Annotated in this window: 16 protein-coding genes; 9 read left to right on the top strand and 7 right to left on the bottom strand. The window is 71.9% G+C overall.

From position 1 onward, the window contains the following. Nucleotides 1–54 precede the first annotated feature (54 nt). A complete protein-coding gene (locus tag G3580_RS03750) occupies nucleotides 55–822 on the bottom strand; it encodes an alpha/beta fold hydrolase (RefSeq protein ID WP_173763994.1) in 768 nt (255 codons plus the stop codon). A gap of 200 nt (nucleotides 823–1022) precedes the next feature. Here G3580_RS03750 and G3580_RS03745 point away from each other — a divergent pair, with 200 nt between their 5' ends. Next, nucleotides 1023–1514, top strand: coding sequence for a BCAM0308 family protein (locus tag G3580_RS03745; RefSeq protein ID WP_173763993.1), 492 nt, complete (start codon nucleotides 1023–1025; stop codon nucleotides 1512–1514). A gap of 21 nt (nucleotides 1515–1535) precedes the next feature. Here the strand turns inward: G3580_RS03745 and G3580_RS03740 are convergent, their stop codons facing one another. Further along, on the bottom strand, nucleotides 1536–2099 hold the full coding sequence (locus G3580_RS03740) for a YcbK family protein (protein ID WP_173763992.1): 564 nt from the start codon (nucleotides 2097–2099) through the stop codon (nucleotides 1536–1538). A 10-nt stretch (nucleotides 2100–2109) separates the two neighbouring features. Between G3580_RS03740 and G3580_RS03735 the strand changes: the two genes are divergently transcribed. The 3 genes from G3580_RS03735 (at nucleotide 2110) to G3580_RS03725 (ending at nucleotide 6858) form a co-directional block, all read left to right on the top strand. Continuing rightward, nucleotides 2110–3816, top strand: coding sequence for a L,D-transpeptidase family protein (locus G3580_RS03735; RefSeq protein WP_173763991.1), 1707 nt, complete (start codon nucleotides 2110–2112; stop codon nucleotides 3814–3816). Nucleotides 3817–4173: 357 nt separating this feature from the next. Next, nucleotides 4174–5508, top strand: coding sequence for a sigma-54 dependent transcriptional regulator (locus tag G3580_RS03730; protein ID WP_173763990.1), 1335 nt, complete (start codon nucleotides 4174–4176; stop codon nucleotides 5506–5508). Nucleotides 5509–5550: 42 nt separating this feature from the next. Continuing rightward, the gene (locus G3580_RS03725) at nucleotides 5551–6858 is read left to right on the top strand and encodes a SlyX family protein (RefSeq protein ID WP_228720759.1); all 1308 of its coding nucleotides are present in this window, start codon (nucleotides 5551–5553) and stop codon (nucleotides 6856–6858) included. 125 nt (nucleotides 6859–6983) lie between these two features. Here G3580_RS03725 and G3580_RS03720 read toward each other — a convergent pair whose 3' ends face one another. The 5 genes from G3580_RS03720 to G3580_RS03700 all read right to left on the bottom strand — a co-directional run bounded on the left by G3580_RS03720 (nucleotide 6984) and on the right by G3580_RS03700 (nucleotide 13534). Beyond that, nucleotides 6984–7853, bottom strand: coding sequence for a hypothetical protein (locus G3580_RS03720; protein WP_173763989.1), 870 nt, complete (start codon nucleotides 7851–7853; stop codon nucleotides 6984–6986). Nucleotides 7854–7920: 67 nt separating this feature from the next. Further along, a complete protein-coding gene (locus G3580_RS03715) occupies nucleotides 7921–8601 on the bottom strand; it encodes a C39 family peptidase (protein WP_173763988.1) in 681 nt (226 codons plus the stop codon). Between the two features lie 13 nt (nucleotides 8602–8614). Then, on the bottom strand, nucleotides 8615–9040 hold the full coding sequence (locus G3580_RS19785; RefSeq protein WP_217424596.1) for a hypothetical protein: 426 nt from the start codon (nucleotides 9038–9040) through the stop codon (nucleotides 8615–8617). Nucleotides 9041–9114: 74 nt separating this feature from the next. Further along, nucleotides 9115–11310, bottom strand: coding sequence for a hypothetical protein (locus G3580_RS03705; RefSeq protein WP_173763987.1), 2196 nt, complete (start codon nucleotides 11308–11310; stop codon nucleotides 9115–9117). Nucleotides 11311–11329: 19 nt separating this feature from the next. Continuing rightward, nucleotides 11330–13534: a hypothetical protein gene (locus G3580_RS03700; RefSeq protein WP_173763986.1), complete on the bottom strand. Its 2205-nt coding sequence runs from the start codon at nucleotides 13532–13534 to the stop codon at nucleotides 11330–11332. A 541-nt stretch (nucleotides 13535–14075) separates the two neighbouring features. Here G3580_RS03700 and G3580_RS03695 point away from each other — a divergent pair. The 5 genes from G3580_RS03695 (at nucleotide 14076) to G3580_RS03675 (ending at nucleotide 18900) form a co-directional block, all read left to right on the top strand. Further along, the gene (locus G3580_RS03695; protein ID WP_173763985.1) at nucleotides 14076–14501 is read left to right on the top strand and encodes a hypothetical protein; all 426 of its coding nucleotides are present in this window, start codon (nucleotides 14076–14078) and stop codon (nucleotides 14499–14501) included. Nucleotides 14502–14529: 28 nt separating this feature from the next. Further along, nucleotides 14530–15933 carry a diguanylate cyclase domain-containing protein gene (locus G3580_RS03690; protein WP_173763984.1) on the top strand — a complete coding sequence of 468 codons (1404 nt, stop codon included), beginning with the start codon at nucleotides 14530–14532 and terminating at the stop codon, nucleotides 15931–15933. A 17-nt stretch (nucleotides 15934–15950) separates the two neighbouring features. Next, nucleotides 15951–16793 carry a Crp/Fnr family transcriptional regulator gene (locus tag G3580_RS03685; protein ID WP_173763983.1) on the top strand — a complete coding sequence of 281 codons (843 nt, stop codon included), beginning with the start codon at nucleotides 15951–15953 and terminating at the stop codon, nucleotides 16791–16793. A gap of 65 nt (nucleotides 16794–16858) precedes the next feature. After that, a complete protein-coding gene (locus G3580_RS03680; RefSeq protein ID WP_173763982.1) occupies nucleotides 16859–18277 on the top strand; it encodes a PAS domain-containing sensor histidine kinase in 1419 nt (472 codons plus the stop codon). Next, nucleotides 18274–18900: a response regulator transcription factor gene (locus G3580_RS03675; protein WP_173763981.1), complete on the top strand. Its 627-nt coding sequence runs from the start codon at nucleotides 18274–18276 to the stop codon at nucleotides 18898–18900. Before G3580_RS03680 ends, G3580_RS03675 begins: the two co-directional genes overlap by 4 nt. Nucleotides 18901–18924: the final 24 nt, after the last annotated feature.

Raw genomic sequence — 18924 nt, 5'->3', positions numbered from 1 at the left:
GCATGCCAAAAGGCTTCCCTCGGGAAGCCTTTTTTCTTGACCGCCACGCCCCCGCTACAGGGTGGCGACGAAACCGGCCACCGCGTCGAGCACCTGATCGGGGCAATCCCGATGCGGCACATGGCCACACCCGGGCAGCTTGAGCAGCCGCGCCTCCGGCGCCGCCGCCGCGATGCGGTCGATCTGCGCCATGGTGCCGTATTCGTCGTCCTCGCCCTGAATGGCGAGCACCGGGCACGCAATCGCGGGCAAAAGATGTTCGATGTTCCAGTCGCGAAAATCCGGCGCCAGCCAGGTGTCGCGCCAGGCCGCGAACACCGCCGGCGCATCGCGGTGATGGCGCGCCAGCCGTTGCGGCCAGTCGCTGCACGCCCACTGCCGCGCGGCCGCCTCGATGCCGCGCAGCGTCACCGCCTCGACCCTCACGTGCGGCGCCATCACGACCACGCCGGCCAGCGCCAGGTCGGTGCTCCCGGCGGCGATCAGTGCGATCGATCCGCCATCGCTGTGGCCGAACAGCACCGGCCGCTCGAGGCCGAGCGCGGCCACCACGGCGGGCAGATCGACCTGCGCCTGCTCATGCAGATAGGCCGGCGTCCGTGGCGCACGGAAGGGGTCGGAGCGGCCGTAGCCGATGCGTGAATAGGCATAGACGTCACAGCCGCTGGCCTCGGCCACGCGCTGTGGAAAATCGCGCCACAGGCCGAGCGAGCCGAGGCCCTCGTGCAGCATCAGGATGGGCGGGGCGTCACCCCGGGGCGCGTCGCTCGGCCAGTGCGCGACCTCGAGCATGGCGCCGCGGATGTCGATCATGTCGTTCATGGCGTGTCGTTTCCACCGGCGCCGGAGCGCGCGCCTGTCTTCAGCAAACGCCCGAGTGTGCCAGAAGACACGCCACAGGCGCCCACAGTTGACCATCGTCACTGTCGCCCGAGCGCCCCGGCCTAGACTGGAATCGACGCCGCCTGCCGCGGCGCGTGGCTGACCCCGCCCGATTCATCGGCCTTTCGTGAGGAACCATCGTGAAGCGACATGATCTTGTCTGGCGCCCGATCCGGCGCGACGAGCTGCGTACCGAGTTCATCCACGACCCGTATCGGGCGCGCCTCAAATACAGTGATGGCACGCGCTGCCCGGACTGCGGCGCCCACTTCGACCGGGGGCGCTGGCACTGGCGCGACGAGCCGGCCACGCAGGAAGCGCTGTGCCCCGCCTGCCACCGCATCCGCGATCATCTGCCGGCCGGCTACGTGACGATCTCGGGTGAGTTCGCCCACGCGCACCGCGACGAGATCGTCCGCCTGATCCGCCACCACGAGACCCGCGAGAAGGCGGAACACCCGCTCAACCGGATCATCGCCCTCGAGGCGCGCAACGGCGAACTGGCGATCACCACGACCGACGTTCACCTCGCCCGCAACCTCGGTGAGGCGCTGCACGACGCCTATCAGGGCGATCTGGATTATCACTACAACGACGCGGAATACCTGCTGCGGGTGAACTGGTCGCGCTGACGGCGCGTCCGCGTACGCCGCTCAGGCGCCTCGCGGCCCCCAGGCGCGCACCCGGCCGGTGTCCAGATGGACGAAATCCGAGTCCGGGTAGAAGCCGACGCCGCCGCGGCGCAGCGCCAGGGCGGCGTCGCGCAACTGCGCTGTCGCGCGGCCCGTCAGGCGTACGTCGATGGCCCGCCCTTCCATGTGCAGACTGTGTCTGGCCACGCCCGAGGTAGTGCGGGCGAGCATGGCGTTGGTGGCCGGCGCGCGATAGCCTGAAATCACTTCGAAGGTCTCGCCCTCGCAGCGCAGGCTCAAGGCATGCAGAATGTCCAGCAGCTGCGGGTCCATGGGGTGGGTCTTGCCGGTGCGGAAGTCTCGCAGCAACCAGGCGATCCGCGTCAGTGCCTCGCGCTGGTAGCGGCCATCGACCCGATACACGGTGCTGAGCCGTTCGCCGGTATGCAGGTGGTGGAAGGAGAGCCGGCACGGCTCGGTCCGGCCCCAGGCGTTGCCGAGGCCGAGGCCGAGGGACAAGCCGCCGAGGGTCTGGATGAGGCGGCGGCGGGTCGGGCACGGGCGCGCATGAGGCAGTTTTGGCATGGACGGGGCGATGACTGAAAGAAACACGGCAGCGCACATCCTACTAGAGGCCCGCCGGGCGCGCGCGGCAGTCCGTCGGCCCGCTGGCGGCGCTCGTCTGCTGCTGTGGCTGCTCGTCACCGGCCTTGCGCTGGTGGCCGCCACAGTGCGGGCCGATCCGCTGAATGAAGCGCTGCGCGAGCGGGTCGAGCTGCTGCGGCGCGGCCGCGCCATTGCCGTGGCGGGCGGCCTGGTCAGCGCCGACGGCGCGGTCACCCGGCTCTACGAGGCGCGCGGATTTCGCCCCGCGTGGACCTCGCCGGAGCGGCGTCAGGCGCTGTTGCGGGCGGTCGAGGCCAGCGCCGACGACGGCCTCGAGCCGGCCGACTACCAGAACGCCGCGCTGCGAGCGGCCGCCGCCGCGCCGGCCGACGATGCCCGCACCATCGCCGACCGCGATCTGCTGTTCACCGCCGCGCTGCTACGCCTGGCCGCCCACGTGCACACGGGCAAGGTCGATCCGGCCCGGCTCGATCCCGACTGGGGCTTCGCCCGGCGCACCGATGGCGACGATCTGGCGGCGCTGGAGGCGCTCGTCGACGCCCCCGATCTGGCGCAGGCCCTCAGGCAATGGGCACCCCGGCTCGACGCCTACGTCGGTCTGCGCACCGCGCTGGCCCGCTACCGCCGCATCGCCGCGGACGGCGGCTGGCCGTCCCTGCCCGACGGACCGACCCTGCGCCCGGACACGGTCGATGCCCGGGTGGCGATCCTGCGCGACCGCCTCGCGATCACCGACGACGCGCCTACGGTCGCCGGCCCCGATGCCGAGCGCTTCGACGCGGCGCTGCGCGAGGCGCTCGTGCGCTTCCAGCGGCGCCACGGCCTGGAAACCGACGGCCTCGCGGGCCGTCGCACCCGCGCCGCCCTCAATGTGGACGTGCGCCGGCGCATCGACCAGATCCGGGTGAACCTGGAGCGGCTGCGCTGGCTCGCGCCCGAACTGGCCGGCGACCAGTTGCAGGTGGACGTGGCCGCCTTCGCGGCCAGCCTGCGCTTGGACGGGCACGTGGTCTGGTCCTCGCGCGCCATCGTCGGCCGCCCCGACCGGCCGACACCGAGCTTCGGCGCCACCCTGCGCTATCTGGTGCTCAACCCCGAATGGGTGGTGCCGCCCACCATCCTGCGCCAGGACATGCTGCCGCGGATCATCGCGCAGCCCGCCTATCTGGCCGAGCACGCCTTGCATCTGGAGGATTTCGCCGGCCAGCCGGTGGATCCGCAATCCATCGAATGGGCGCGCTACCGGCACGACGGCTTTCCGTTCCAGCTCGTTCAGCCTCCAGGCCCGGACAACCCGGTCGGGCGCATCAAGTTCGTCTTCCCCAACCCCTACTCGGTGTACCTCCACGACACCCCGGCCAAGGCCCTGTTCGACAAGCCGGAACGGGCCTTCAGCTCCGGCTGCATCCGCCTGCAGCGCCCCCTCGAGCTGGCGCTGGCGCTGCTCGACGACCCCATCCGGTGGCCCACCGAAGCGCTGGAGGCGGCCATCACCACGGGCCAGACCCGCACGCTGACGGTGCCACGGCAGGTGCCGGTGCGGGTGCTCTATCTCACCGCCACCGCGAACGCCGACGGGCAGGTCGACTTCCGCCGCGACATCTACGCGCGCGACCCGGCGGTGCTGGCGGCGCTACAGCGCCCCATCGCCACCCCGACGCACGGGCACCGGTAAGCACGAGCTTCCTGGTCGCCCCCGCGCGGCCATTCGTTGCTTTCCCCCTGCGCTCCACACGACCCGGCGGGCATGCCGCGACCACCCTCCCAGAATGATCCGCCGGCCCACGGTCTCGCCGCGCATTCGCTTGCCACACATAGCGTCGGTCTACGTGGTCGCACGAGTGGTGACCCGTAAACCGATCCGCTTCAATGGCATTTCACAACAGCAAAACAAGAGCAAAAACAACACTCGCCCCGGCATGTCCTGACCCGCCCCCGCGTGCCCCGCCGACGTGATCCTCCTGTCGGCGCACCGGTATCGGGCGGCGCACAGGACGACGCGAAAAAACAAGCACACGAGGTCAGATCTCAGATGTCGCTACGGGATGCATTGATCTACGATGCGCGCGGGCAGGTATTGCGCGAGCTCGCGGCGCAGGGCTTCGACGACTGGCAGTTCCACCGTGCCGCCACGCCCGCCGAGGCGGTCGCGTTGCACGAACGCGGCGGGTGCCGGGTCGGCATCGCGGTGTTCGACCAAGCGCTCGACCCCATTCCCGACCCCTTGGCCAGGCTGGTGGCCGAGGCGGAGGTCGAGTGGGTTGCCCTGGCCAGCCCGGAAGCGCTGATGCACCCGGTACTCGGCCCTTTCATCGTCCACACCTTCCACGACTACCACACCCTGCCACTCGATCCGCCGCGCCTGCGCGTCACCCTCGGTCACGCCCATGGAAAGGCCGAACGCCGGCACCAGATGCGCGATGCCAGCCTGCGCAGTTCGGGCCGTTTCGGCATGACCGGGCGCAGCCCGGCCATGCAGCGCCTCTACCGGCAACTCGACAAGGTCGTCGGGGCGGACGCCCCGGTGCTGCTCAGCGGCGAATCGGGCACCGGAAAGGAACTGGTGGCGCGGGCGATCCACGACTATTCGGCGCGCGCCGACGGCCCTTTCGTGGCCATGAACTGCGCCGCCATCCCCGCCAGCCTCATCCAGTCGGAGCTGTTCGGTCACGAGAAGGGCGCGTTCACCGGCGCCCTGCAACGCAAGATCGGCAACATCGAGGCCTCTGACCGCGGCGTGCTGTTTCTCGACGAGATCGGCGACCTGTCGCTGGAGCTGCAGGCCAACCTGCTGCGCTTCCTGCAGGAGATGAACGTGGTGCGCCTCGGCGCCACCCGCCATGTGGACGTGGACACCCGGGTGGTGGCCGCCACCCACGTGGACCTGCACAGCGCCGTGGCACACGAGCAGTTCCGCGCCGACCTGTTCTACCGCCTCGACGTGGTGCACCTGCACCTGCCGCCGCTGCGCGAGCGTGTCGAGGACATCGCCCTGCTCGCCCACACCATCTTCGACAAGTACGCCACCCAGCATCCGACACCGGTGCGCGGCTTCAGCGACGAAGCGGTGCAGGCCATGGAAGCGCACCTGTGGCCGGGCAACGTGCGCGAGCTCATCAATCGGGTGCGCCACGCCATGATCATGAGCGAGCACCGCCTGATCCTGCCCGAGGACCTGGGTCTGGCGGCGCCGGTCGACACGCCACCGGTCATGACCCTGCAGCGGGCGCGCACCCATCTGGACCGCGACATGATCGAGCGCAGCCTGCGCCAGAACCACTGCAACGTCTCGCAGTCCGCGCGCCAGCTCGGGATCTCGCGGGTCACCCTGTACCGCCTCATGAACCGCCTCAACATCAACCCGTAAGCGGCCGCCCGGCCGGCGGTCCGACAAGACAAGGGGAGCGCCATGAACAAACCGACTTCATCCTTACCCGGCACCGCCGGCCGGGCGCTGTTCCTGGCCATGGTGTCCGTCGGCCTGTGCACGCCCGCGCGGGCCGACGAGACCGATTCGGCCCGGCTCATCGAGCAGCTGCGTCGCCAGGTGGCCGAGCAGCGCGAGCAGATCGACGCCATGCGCAAGACCATGGCCGAGCAGCAGGGCCGTCTGGCGGAGATCCGCCAGGCCCTCGGCCTCGACCAGCTGGGCACCCTGCGCGGCGCCGGCCAGCCCGGCGCGGGCGCCCCCCCGCGCGTGGCCCAGGCCGCGCCGGCCGCCCCGGTCGGCCAGCGCCCATCGGAAGCCAAGACGGAGGCGGAGAACCCCCCGGTGGCGCAGATCTTCAGCCAGCCCGGCATCCTCACCCAGCCGGGCAAGTACGTCCTCGAACCGTCGCTGCAGTATTCCTACTCGTCCTCCAACCGGGTGGCGCTGGTCGGCTACACCGTCATCCCCGCGCTCACCATCGGCCTGATCGACGTGCGCGAGGTCAAGAGCCACATCTGGACCGCGGCCCTCACCGGGCGCATGGGCCTGACCAACCGCCTCGAGCTGGAGGGCAAGATCCCCTGGGTGTATCGCAACGACGACAGCATCAGCCGCCCCATCGCCACCCCGGCGAGCAACGACGAGGTGTTCAACACCAGCGGCCGGGGCCTGGGCGACATCGAGTTCACCGCCCGCTACCAGTTCAACGACGGCGGCGCCGACACGCCCTACTACATCGGCTCGCTGCGCTTCAAGAGCCGCACCGGTTCGGACCAGTTCGACACCACCACGGTGGCCATCCCCGGCTTCCAGGGCCTCGGCCTGCCCAAGGAGCTGCCCACCGGCTCGGGCTTCTATTCGCTGCAGCCGGGGCTGACCTTCCTGTTCCCGTCCGACCCGGTGGTGTTCTTCGGCGGGCTCAACTACCAGTACAGCTTCAAGCGCAACGACATCAACGTGAAGCAGGACGACGGCCAGGGCAACATCACCGTCACCCACTTTGACTCGGTGCAGCCCGGCGGGGTGTTCGGCTTCAACTTCGGCATGGGGCTGGCGCTCAACGACAAGTCGTCCTTCAGCATCGGCTACGAGCACGCCACGGTCGGCCGCACCCGGCTCAACGGGCGCTCCGATCCGCTCTCGGTGCGGGTCGATCTGGGCACCCTGCTGCTGGGCTATGCCTACCGCCTGTCGCCGAAGCAGTCCATCAACGTGGCCCTGGGCATCGGCGTCACCAACGACACCCCGGACGTGCAACTGACCCTGCGCGCGCCGATGAACTTCTGACCCGGGTCGGCGCGCAAAAAAGGCGCTGTGACACGCGTCGGCCGGGGAGGTCAAGACAGCCGCCGCGTGCCACAGGCGCAAGGAGGCCCGCCCGTTGCAGGCGGGGCCTGATCACCGGTGGCCGGTTACCGACGCAGCGACTGGATCACCCCCTGCCGGATCGCCGCGCCGAAGTTCATCGCGCGCAGCACCTGCAGGCTGTTGGCCGACGCATTGACGACGGTGAGCGCCTGGATCTGCTGGTTGTCGAGGCTGTTCTGGATCACGGTGGCGATGGCGGCGCTGTCCACCGCCGCGGCCACCCGTGGGCCGACCTGGTTGCCGGCGCCGTTCTGGATCACCGCCACCGGCAGCGGCGCGACGGTCGACACCACGGTCGCACGCTGGCCGCTGGCGGCCTCGGTCACGCTCGCCGTGGTGCCGCCCGCCACCGCCGTGGTGCCCGGGCTGCCTGCGGCGGCGGCGCTGACGCCGGTGTCGGCGAGCGCCTGGCCGGCAGCGGCGCCGGCCGTCTGCGCGCTCGCGGTGCCCGCCTGCGCCGTGGCCGCGCCGGTCGCAGCGCCCGGGGTGGCGCGCATCTCGACGGCGCTCGCCCCCGCCGGGGTCACCACCTCGGCGGCGCTGCGCACCGGCAGCACCACCGTGGCGATGCCGGCGCTGGCCAGCTGCGCGGCCACCTGGGCCTGCACCTGCGCCTGCAGCGCCGCCCCGTCGGGGATCGCGGCATCGACCCGGGCCGCCACCGTGTCACGCAGCTGGCTCAGGTTAAGCGTCGTGCGCGCCACCAGCTCGCCATTGACGAACACCGCGCGCTCGAGCCCGAAGGAGAGCTTCAGCTTCAGATCCGGCAGCTCGAAGCCGCCGCGGATCGCATCCAGGCGGGCGGCACTCAGGGCCGGTCCGGCCAGCGGGCTTTCCGCGGCGCCGAGACCGGAGGCCATCAGGAGGCCGAGGGCGCCAAGCACGGCCGCGGCCAGGGGATTGCTGTGCAACATGCTGTGTCTCCACACCGGCGCCTGCGCGGCGCCACCGGCTCGCGACCGGGGCACCGCGGGCCGGATCCTAGAAATCGCTGACCGCGCGCATCGCCGGGATCGCGTTGGGCAGGCCGCGCAGGCCAGCCTCGAGCGGCGCGCGCGGCGCCACCCGCCAATCGGCGGCCCGGTTGAAGCGCGCCGCCTCCAGATGGTTCTTGATGACGAACAGGATCTTGTTGTGCCACATCGCCTCGAAGGCCGAGCGCGACACCGCGCGCGTGCCCCGCGCCGGATCGCCGATCAGCACGCGCCCGTCCTGCAGCCCCTTGATGACCACGAAATGGTGGTAACCCATCTCGCTGACCAGCGCGATCGCCGGCACCTTGGCCTTGGTCAGCGCCTCCAGGGGCGCCTCGAAGCCGTCGGACGCGAAGCCGTTGGCGGCGAGGAAATTCTTCATGTCGAGCAGCGAGAAGCCCTCACGGCGGATCTTCGCCTGGTCGCCACGCAGGTACATGACGCGGAACACCACCTGCTCGGTCACCGCGTAGCCGTAGTGATGGGTCAGCAGGGTCGCCAGGGCCGCCGAGCCGCAGCTGAAATCGTACTGCTGCTGGATGGTGCCCAGATGGCGGGCCTCCTTGAGGCTGGTGACCCGCAGCGTGTAAGGGCCGACCACGTCGGTCGGAAAACTCAGCTGCGCCGCTCCGGCGCTCAGGCTCCAGCCGACCGCGAGCGCCGCGGTGATCCTCGTGAGCCGGTTCATGCGCGCCCCCGTTCTATTGCAGTTGCAGGTTGATGATCGTCGCGTTCTGGATCAGCACGTTGTTGCCGGTGTTCTGCACCACCGTCGCGAATCCCGCGTTGCCGGTCAGCGAGCCGTCGCTGACGATGTTGTGCCCGGTCACCAGGTCGCTGGCCTGGTTGTTGGCCACCACCCCGCCGAGCTTCATGTCGCTGAGGGTTTCCGTGCCCCCGCGCTGCGCCGCCAGGGCATCCGGCGACAGCGCCGCGCCCCCCAGATCGGCCAGCACCGGCGCGGGTGCCGCCGCCTCGGGCGTGGGTGCGGGCGCGCCCGTCACCCCCGCGTCCGCGCCGGCCGGCACGCCCGGGCCGTCGTCGGCCCGGGCACCGGTCCACGCGAGCATCAGCGGCACGCACAGCACCGCCAGCACGCGTCGCCCCTTTGTCTCGAAATCACACATGGCCATGACTCCCATGGGTACGCGGGCGGGCCGCCCGTTTTCGACGCCATCTCCGGCGACCCGCCCGGCACCGCTCAGTGGCCGACCGTCAGGTTGGCCTGCACGTTGACGCTCTGCTGCACCAGGGACGAGATGCCGGAGTTCTGGCTCGACACCACGATGCCCGCGCCGTTGGTGAAGCTGTTGGCGATGGTGTTGGACATGTCGAAGGTGCCGGCATTGAGGCTCAACACCCCGCCAGCGCCGCCGGCACCGCCGGCACCGCCCACGGCCCCGTTGCCGACCCCGGCCACGCCGTTGCCGCCCTGGCCGCCTTCGCCGGTACCGCCCTGGCCGCCCTGGCCGCCGGCCGCGCCGACCGCACCGGTCGCGCCGTTGCCGGCGGTCGCGCTGCCGTTGGAGGCCGTGGTGGACGCGCCGCCGTTGGTGGCACCGCCATTGGTGGCGCTGCCGCCGTCACCGCCGTTGCCGCCGGTGTTGGTCGCCGCACCGCCCGCACCGCCGGTGCCGGTGGTGTTGCTGGCCAGCGCGCCATCGCCGCCGGTGCCGGTCGCGCCATTGCCGACGCCACCGTTGCCCACGGCCCCGGCGCCACCGTTGCCGGTGCCACCCGCCGTGCTCGCGGTACCGCCGCTCGCCCCGGCCGCAGCCGCGGCCATGCCGCCCGCGCCGCTGGTGCCGGTGGCCCCGGCGCCGGCGGTGTTGGTACCGGTCGCCCCGGCCGCGCCAGTGGCCCCGACCGCGCCGCTACCGGCGGTGTTGGTCGCCGCCGCGCCGGCCGCGCCGGTGGCGCCGGCTGCACCGGAACCACCGGTGCCCGTACCCGCCCCGCCGGCCGAAGCCGAGGTGGTCGTCGCCGTGCCGCCGCCGGTGGCGCTCGCGGCACCACCGGTGCCATCGCCACCCGAGGCGGTGCCGTCACCGCCCAGGCCCGCCGTGGCGGTCGCGCTCGGGCTGCCGGCCGCGCCTCCGCTGCCGGTGGTGTTGCCGGTGTTGGTGCTGCTGGCGTTGCCGCCCGCACCGCCGGTGCCGCCGTCACCGCCGTTGGCGTTGCCCTGGTTGCCGGTGCTGCCACCGGCCCCGCTCATGCCGCCATCGCTCGAGCCGGTCTTGGCGATGGACGTGCCACCGCTGCCGCCATCGGCGCTGCTCTTGCCGCCGCCGGCCGCGCTGAGGGCTCCGGCATCGCCGCCATAGGCCTTGGCGGACGAGCCGGCATAGCCGCCGTCGCCATCGCCGGAGGCGCCGTTGCCGCCACTGCCGCCATCACCGCCGGCGCCACCCACCGCATAGCCGGTGGAGCCGCCCGAGCCGCCGGAGCCGCCGTCGCCGCCGGAACCGCCGGTGGCATGGCCCGTGGAGCCACCCGAGCCGCCGGACGCATAGCCGGACGAACCGCCGCTGCCGCCGCCACCATTGCCGCCGTCACCACCCGCAGCAAAACCGCCGCTGCCGCCGGAGCCGCTGCCGCCGGAGCCACCGGCCCCGGCACCACCGTAGCCGTCGCCACCGGTGCCGCTGCCGCCGTCACCGCCGACGGCGAAGGCCTTGCCGGAGTCGCCGCCGTTGGCGCCGATGGCCTTGCTGGCGTTGCCGCCGTCGCCGCCGTTACCGGCGCTGGCGCTGCCGTTGCTGGCGCTGCCGTTCGAGGCCGGCCCCGCGGCGGCGCTGCCGTTGGTGGCGTTGCCGCCATCGCCGCCGTTGCCACCGCTGCCACCGTGGCCGCCATCGCCGCCGGCGCCGCCATAGCCACCGTTGCCGGTGCCGCCATAGCCGTCACCGCCGTAGCCATCGCCACCGGCGCCGCCCTTGCCACCGGCCGCACCGTTGGCATTGCCCGAGTTGGTCACCATGTTGCCCAGCCCATAGACGACGTTGTCCGTCACCGTGCCGCTGAGCTTGCTCACCGCCACCACCTTGGTGCTGTTGAAAGCATCGGCGAAGCTGCTGGTGGCGCTGCCGCCGTTGTTGGCCGCCGCGGTGCCGTAGTCCTTGGCGATGGCCCAACCCGAGTTGTCGCGGTTGTCACCGCTGCTCTTGTCGTTGCCCACGTCGGTCTTGGTGGTGTTGTAGGCGTCCACCGTGGCCGTCGAGTTCTCGTTGGCATTGGGCCCGTTGCCCTGGGTACTGGTCGCGGTGGCGGTCTGGGTCGCGGTGTCGTTGCCAGCACCGCGCGCCACGTCGTTGCCGTTGACCGTCGGGTTGGCGAAGGCCGGCGCGGCGAATCCGAACGCCAGCGCAATCGCCGATGAGATCAATGTGCGTTTCATGGAATGTGCTCCTTCCGAATCAGTGGCCGACAGCCAGGTTGGCCTGCACGTTCACGCTCTGCTGAACCAGGGACGCCATGCCGGTGTTCTGGCTGCTGACCATGATTCCCGCGCCGTTGGTGAAGCTGCCGGAGATGGTGTTGGACATGTTGAAGGCGCCGGCATCGAGGCTGATCATGCCGCCGGCACCCCCGGCCCCGCCGGCCCCGCCGGTCGCGCCGTTGCCGTCCGCCGCGAGGCCGTCGCCACCGGTACCGCCCTGGCCGGTGCCACCGGCGCCGCCGTCACCGCCCGCGGCCCCCTGGGCACCGACCGCGCCGTCACCGGCCGTGGCACTGCCATTGCTCGCCATGCTGGTGGCGTCGCCATTGGTGGCGCTGCCGTTGCTGGCGCTGCCACCGGCCCCGCCGGCGCCGCCGGTATTGGCGGCCATGCCGCCCGTGCCGCCGTCTCCGGTGGTGTTGACCGCCGCACCGCCGAGACCGCCGTTGCCGGCCGCCGCGTTACCGACGCCGCCGTTGCCGACCGCGCCCGCACCGCCGTTGCCGTCGGCGCCGGCACTGGAGGCCATCGCCCCGGTGCCGCCGGCTGCGGCTGCGCCCGCACCGCCGGTGCCGCTGGCGCCGGTCGCGCCATCACCTGCGCTGTTCGTCGCCATCGCGCCGGCCGCGCCGGTCGCGCCGGTCGCGCCACTGCCGGCGCTGTTGGTCGCCGCCGCGCCGGCCGCACCGGTGGCGCCGGCCGCACCGGATCCACCGGTGCCCGTCCCCGCGCCGCCGCTGGCCATGGCGCTGGTATCGCTGGTGGCGCCGCCACCCGAGTTGGCCGTGCCGGCCGCCGCCGTCCCGCCGGTGGCCGAGGCGGCACCACCGCTCCCGCCCTGGGCGGAGGCGGTCGGATCGCCGCTCATGCCCGCCGCGCCGGTGGTGTTGCCGGTGCTGGTGCCGCTGGCGTTGCCACCGGTCCCGCCGGCGCCTTCGCCGCTGGCCAGGCCGCCATTGGCGTTGCCCTGGTTGCCCACCACACCGCCGTCGCCGCTGGCGCCGCCGGTGGAGGTGCCGGCGTAGGCGCCCGAGTAGCCGCCCTTGCCGCCGTCGCCGTAGGCGCTGCCGCCAGCGGCCTTGCTGAGCGTGCCGGCATCGCCGCCGCTGGCGCCGGTGTAGGCGCTGGCCTTGCCGCCGTCGCCGCTGCCGAGCGCGCCGTTGCCACCGGCCCCGCCGCTACCGCCGTCACCACCGATGGCATAGCCGGTGCTGCCGCCGTAACCGCCGGAGCCGCCCGAGCCCCCGTCGCCGCCGGTGGCGTTCTGGGTGCTGCCACCACTGCCGCCGCTGGCCGAGCCGGACATGCCACCGCTGCCACCGCCGCCATTGCCGCCGTCGCCGCCGATGGCCTTGCCACCGCTGCCGCCGTAGGCCATGCCGCCGGCGCCGCCGACACCGGCACCGCCGGTGCCGTCACCGCCGTAACCGCTGCCGCCATCGCCACCGATGGCCTTGGCGCTGCCGCTGTCGCCACCGTTGGCACCGTAGGCGCCACGGGCCGAGCCGCCGTCACCGCCGTTGCCCGCGGTGGCGCTGCCGTTGGACGCGCCGCCGTTGGAGGCACCGTCGGCCGTGGCGCTGCCATTGACGGCATAGCCACCCGAACCGCCCGATCCTCCGGCGCCGCCGTTGCCGGCGTTACCCCCGGCACCACCGGTGCCGCCCGAGGCGTTGCCGCCGGTGGCGTCGCCACCGTAGCCGTCACCGCCCCGACCGCCCCAGCCACCGCGATCGCCATTGGCGTTGCCGCTGTTGGTCACCATGTTGCCCAGCCCGGACACGCTGTTGTTGGTGACCGAGCCGTTGAGCTTGCTGATGGCGATCGCCTTGCTGCTGTTGAAGGCGCTGCTGAAGCTGGCGCTGGCGCTGGCGCCGTTGTTGGCGGCGGCGGTGCCATGGCCCCAGGCTTCGGCCTTGCCGTCGTTGTCTCGGTTGCTGCCGGCACTGTTGTCGTTGCCGGTGTCGCTGATGGCCGTGTTGGCCGAGCCGACCTTCACGGATGAATTTTCGTTGGCGTTCGGGCCATCGCCCTGCGTCGATGTGGCCGTTGCACTCTGGTTGACCGTGTCGTTTCCGCTGCCGGTGCCCGCCGAATCCCCGTAGATCGTCGGATTCGCGAACACCGAGCCGGACACCCCAAAGGCGAGGGCAATTGCCGTCGACAGAAGTGTGCGTCTCATCGTCACCTCCCAAGCACGTGAGAGACCGACCCCATGTCGGTACTCGTCGATGACGAATGCAAGGGCCGGGCCATGGCCTACAAATCAGGCACAACCCTATGTTTTTCCTTGTCTTTAATGGAATCGACGCTCGCCCGTCGGAGCCCCGGCCGGCGATGACTGCAACGTGGCTGATACAGGATGCACCGCACCAATCCACCGTCACCGATCGGTCAAGTGAAAACGATTCCTTCAAAAACAATGGCTTGCGCCATGACGCCAACGCCGGAAGAGTGTTGCAGCGCCGATACAGTCCATGCCGATCGGGTTGAGCTGGGGCGCCACCGCCGCACCACCCCCTTCGATCGCCGCAAGGCATTGATCGAGATCAAATATTTCTCGATTTCCGACCTCGTGTTCACACGAGTTTGCAGTCGCCCGCCACCTCCCTAAGGTGGGGGACTCCGGCGCCCTGCGGGTTCGCAGCGGCGCCCGCGAGATCAAAACACTTCACCGGCAGCGCGGCACAGCGGACCGGGACGAACGACGAGGAGGAGAGACCATGCAGAAGACGGAGACCACCACGCCCCACCCGATCATCGAACACATGGAGCGAACCCAGGCGCTGGCCTGCGCCGAGTGGGATGCGGCGCAGCGCATCCTCGACATCCAGAGCGCCGCCCTGCGCCGGCTGATGGCGCTGCCCAACGGCAAGGGCGCACATCGCGCGCCTGCGGCGCCTGGGGGCATGGCGGATCTGGCGGCCCCGTGGGCCGGCCTGTACCAGCAGGCGATCGACACGGCCATGGAGGCCTCCGCCATCTCGATGGACACGCTGGCCCAGATCCAGAACGAGATGGTCAACTGCAGCCACGAGATCCTGCCCCTGTTCCAGCGTGGCGTGGCGGACGGCGTCGAGCGGCTGAGCCGCGCGATGGCGTCGCTTCCGGCGGTCACGGCACCGGCGCGCCACGACAAGAGCGCCTGAGCCGACGAACCGAACCGGGAGAGGCGCAATGAGCCCGAAGCACATCGACGAGACGTCCACGCCCGAGACCCCTTCGCGCGTGGCCCCCGCGGCGCCGGCACCGATGCTCGCCGGCGCGGCATTCCCCCCGCTGACCGACCAGGCCGTGCTGGTAGCGACCGCACGCGGCACCATCGAATACGGCACCGACGCCGCCCGCCGGCTGCTCCAGGCGGCCGACCGCCGCCTGGAGGGCGAATCCCTGGCCACCCTCCTGCCCGAGCTGCCCCTGCGCGCGGCGACGCCGGGCTACAACTGCGCCTACCTGGTCTTCAACCATCCGCCGGGCCGCTGGCATCCGCTGACCGTGGCGACGCCCGACGGGGGCTCGGTCACCCTCGAGGCCGCGTTCCTGTTCATTCCCCTGGGCGACACCACGCGCATCCTGGTGGGCTTGCGCACCCCCACGCCCGGAAGCGCCGACGACGCGCACTTCCAGCGCTTCCTGGCGCGCATGGAGACCAGCGACGACGCGGTGGTGGTGACCGACGCCGAGGGCGTGGTCGAATACGTCAATCCGGCCTACGAACGGCTCAGCGGCTGGCGCCGCGAGGCGCTCGTGGGCCGGCCGCGCCGCCCCGCGGCGCTGGCGACGACCACCGCCGCGCCCGGCGCCGGCAGCCAGGTGCGCGACACCCTGCGCACCGAACGGACGCGCAGCGGCCGGGCACTCTACCTGGACGAACAGGTGCGTCCGTTCACCGACCGCTCCGGCCATGTGACCCACTACGTGTGCACGGCGCGCGACGTGAGCCGCCGCATCGCCAGCGAACGGGCGCTGCAGCGACGCGCCAACTTCGACAGCCTCACCGGCATCGCCAACCGCCACCTGCTGATTCATCGGCTCAATCAGGAGCTCTCGCGCGCGGCGCGTGAAGGCGGCGCCTTCGCCGTGGTCTGCGCCGACATGGACGGCCTCAAGGCGATCAACGACGCCTTCGGGCATGCGGCGGGTGACGCGGCGATCCGGGCCGTGGCGGAGCGCCTGACGCATTGCGTGCGCGACATGGACACCGTGGGCCGCTTCGGTGGCGACGAATTCCTCCTGGTGGTGCCCGGGCTGCACCGGCCGGCGGATGTCGACGCCCTGCTCGGCAAGCTGGTCGCCTCGGTGCGCGACGCCCGCGTGGGCGATGCCGCTCCCGTGCGCCTCGCGCTGAGCGCGGGCGCCGCCCTCTATCCGCGCGACGGCCGCGATGCGGGCGCACTCGTGCAGGCCGCCGATGCCGCCATGTACACGGCCAAACGCCTTGGCGGCGACCGGCACTGGTCCTGCGTCGGCCTGGCGCCGTCACCGGCGGCGGCCGAGCGGGCCGTTACGCGATGCCTGCAGCCGGTGCCGGTGCTGCCGCGCCGGCCGGCCACGGCGGTGCAACATCCATCGGTGGGTTGAGCGGAGGTGCCACACGCATGCTGCGACATCAATTTCCGCCCGGTGCGCCCCCGCGGGCGGTACCGCCCGACGACGGCCAGCCCCTGGCCCGCCAGCTCGGCCAGGGCCTGATCGACGCCGCCAGCCTGGCGCGCTTCCTGGGCCTGTCGCTGCACCCGGCGCCGCATCCCGAGTGGGCCCGCTTCCAGTGCCGCCGCTTTCGCCCCGGCGAGGTGCCGATCCGCGCGGGCGATCCGTGCCGCTACCTCTACGTCGTGATCCGCGGCAGCGTGTGCACGCGGGTAGTCGATGCCGAGGGCGCGGAGCGCATCATCGGCTTCGAGCGGGCCGCCGATTCGCTCGGCCTCGACGGCCTCGCCTCGGGGCGTCACACCACCGAAGCCATCGTCCTCGAGCCGACCGACATGGTGGTGATCCCGCTCGCCGGCCTGGCGCGGCCGGGCCACGAGGGGGCGGCACTGGGCAGTTTCATCTACCGCCTGCTGGGGCGGCAGATCCTTCGCGATCAGGCCGCCATGGCCATGATGGCCGCCTCGCGGGCAACCACCCGGCTCGGCGCCTTCCTGCTCGACTGGTACCAACGCAGCGAGACACCGGCACGCACCGTGGCCCTGCCCATGAGCCGGATGGACATTGCCTCCTTTCTCGGTCTTTCCAAGGAAACGGTGAGCCGCGCCTGTTCCGCCCTCGACCGTGCCGGCATCGTCGCCATGCGCCGGCGACGCTTCACCATTCTCGATCCGGCCGCGCTGCACCGTACGGCCGCCGGCGCGATCGCCTGCGAGGGGACCCCGGTGCGGGGCCGATGGCGGGAACTTGATCTGGCGCAGGAACGGGGGTGCCGGCCATCGGTACGATGATGTCGACACTCGTGCCGACACGGCCAGACACGCTGGCCGGCGGCGTCTGGATGGCGGAGACCGGCATGACACGCGGACTGAGTGACGACCTGCTGCAGGTGTTCGAGGCCTCGGTCGATGCCATGCTCATCGCCGACGCCCAGGGCCGCATCCGGCGGATCAATCCCGCCCTCCGCCACCTGTTCGGCCTGCCCCCGGAAGCGGCCGGGCTCGAGGTGAACGACCTCGTCCCGGAATCGCTTCGGGCCGCCCATGCGCGACAGATGAGCGCCTATCGCCAGGCCCCGAAGAGCCGCCCGATGGGCGCGTGCGGCCCGTTACGCGCACGCCGGGCGGACGGCTCCGAGTTTCCCGCCGAGGTGAGCCTCAGCCCCCTACCCGACGGCCGCGTGCTGGCGACCGTCCATGACATCAGCGCGCGCGTGGCGGCGCAGGCGAGCGCCCAGCAGTGGTCGGAACGCTACGCCTGTCTGCTTGGCGCGATTCCGGACCTGGTGGTGGAAGTGGACGGCGCGGGCCGCCTCGGCTGGGGCAACGCCGCCGCGCAGCGCTTCTTCGGCGACGACCTCGCCGGCCAGGCGCTGGCCGGCTTTCACGACGCCCGCCCGCCCGCCGCCGACGTCGATCCGGTCGACGGCGAACACTGGTTCCGGCGCACCGACGGGGAGCTGCGACTGCTGTCCTGGCACTGCAGCGCCCTGGACGACGCCGGCACGCGGATCTGTTCGGCGCGCGACGTGACCGAGCGCCACCGCAGCGTGGAGATCGAGCGCAACCTGCGGGCACAGATGCGCCAGATGCACGGCCTGCAGGTGGCCGGGCAGACGGTGCGCATGATCGCCCACGACCTGAACCAGCCGCTCAATGCCGTCTCCGCCTACGCCACCGCGGCGCTGCGCCTGATCGACGAACAGGGCGACCCCGCACGCCTGCGCGCGGCGCTGCACGGCTGTTGCGACGAGGTCGACCGCGCCGGCGAGGTGATGGCCACGCTGATGAACTTTCTCGCGCGGGACGCCCTGCAGCCGGAACCGATCAACCTGGACCGGGCGGTGCGCAACGTGGTGCGTCTGTGCGAGGCCGACGGCGACCGGAACACCCGCTTCGAAATCGACGTCGCGCCGGACCTGTGGCAGGCCATGGGCAACCAGCGCCAGTTCGAGAGCGTGCTGCACAGCCTCATCACCAACAGCGTGGAAGCCCTGCGCCACAGCGGGGTCAGCGCGCCGTCGATCCGCATCGAGGCGCGCAACGACCCGACCCACCCGGCCGTGCAGGTCACGCTCAGCGACAACGGCCCGGGGCTGGACGAACACACCGCCACGCAGGCCTTCGCCCCCTTCTTCACCACCAAGCTGCGGGCGGTGGGCCTCGGCCTGACCATCTCGCGCGCCCTCATCGAGGCCGGCGGCGGCGAGCTGTGGTACGACGGCGACGCGGCCCCGGGCGCCACCTTCCGGTTCACCGTACCGGCGCGGCCATGAACGAGATCTGCCACAACGAACCGACCGTGTTCATCGTCGACGACGATGCCGGCGTGCGCCGCAGCGTACGCATGCTGATGGAAAGCGCCGGGCATGCGGCGACCACCTTCGACAGCGCCGAGGCCTTCCTGCACGCCTACCGCCCCGAGTGGCGCGGCTGCCTGATCCTCGACGTGAACATGGGCGCCATGAGCGGGACCACCCTGCACCAGACGCTCAACGCGCGCCGCATCGCCCTGCCGATCATCTACCTGACCGCCCACGGCGATGTGCCCAGCGCGGTGCAGGCGATGCGCCGGGGCGCGGTGGACTTCCTCATCAAGCCGGTGCGCGGCCCGGTGCTGCTCGCCCAGGTCGAAGCGGCGCTGGCCGCCCAGCACCGGGCCGATCCGGCGCCGGCCGCACCGGCCCTCGACGGCCTCACCCCGCGCGAGATCGAGATCGCCGAGCGCGCCCTGGCCGGACTCGGCAACAAGGAGATCGCGCGCCAGCTGGGCATCAGCCACCGCACCGTCGAATATCACCGCACCCAGATCCTGCACAAGACTGGCGCCAGCTCCTTCCTGCAACTGGCCTCGCGCCTGGCCGCGCCGGACGACGAGGGTGCGGCGTCAGGCGCCTGAGCGCGGCGCCGAACCCCACGTCGT

The organism is Nitrogeniibacter mangrovi (genome assembly GCF_010983895.1).
GTDB classification, from domain to species: domain Bacteria; phylum Pseudomonadota; class Gammaproteobacteria; order Burkholderiales; family Rhodocyclaceae; genus Nitrogeniibacter; species Nitrogeniibacter mangrovi.
Note: the sequence above shows the minus strand (reverse complement) of the source record. Positions and strands in the feature narration are given on the sequence as shown.